This is a genomic window from Lysinibacillus sp. GbtcB16 (assembly GCF_019091145.1).
GTDB classification, from domain to species: domain Bacteria; phylum Bacillota; class Bacilli; order Bacillales_A; family Planococcaceae; genus Lysinibacillus; species Lysinibacillus fusiformis.
This window is the reverse complement of record NZ_JAGXJV010000417.1, coordinates 1-270: the sequence shown is the minus strand read 5'-3', so window position 1 is coordinate 270 and position 270 is coordinate 1. Positions and strand designations below refer to the sequence as shown.

General features: G+C 45.6%; 1 protein-coding gene. It reads left to right on the top strand.

Annotated elements, in window-relative coordinates; translation table 11 throughout:
* Positions 1 to 60: 60 nt before the first annotated feature.
* A partial coding sequence (locus KVT27_RS24755; protein ID WP_217582184.1) for a hypothetical protein occupies positions 61 to 270 on the top strand: 210 nt, incomplete at its 3' end.

Genomic DNA, 270 nt, shown 5'->3' with positions numbered 1-270 from the left:
GCCTGTTACAAAATTGATACAAATCGATGATTTTTCTGAGATAAAAGGAGAGTAATCTACATGCAAGAGGAGAAGAAAGGGCTTTCATGGCTGCGTCTCATCTTACTGCAAATTGTAATCGGATGTACGATAATCGGTATTTTCGCCTATGCTTTCCGGATTGGTGTCGACGAAGTTCGACTGATTCCGAAGGATCCGAACAATCGCGATATGTTCGATGGCGTTCCCATGCGTATGAATGTCACCTACCCGGGCATCGGGACCATCGCC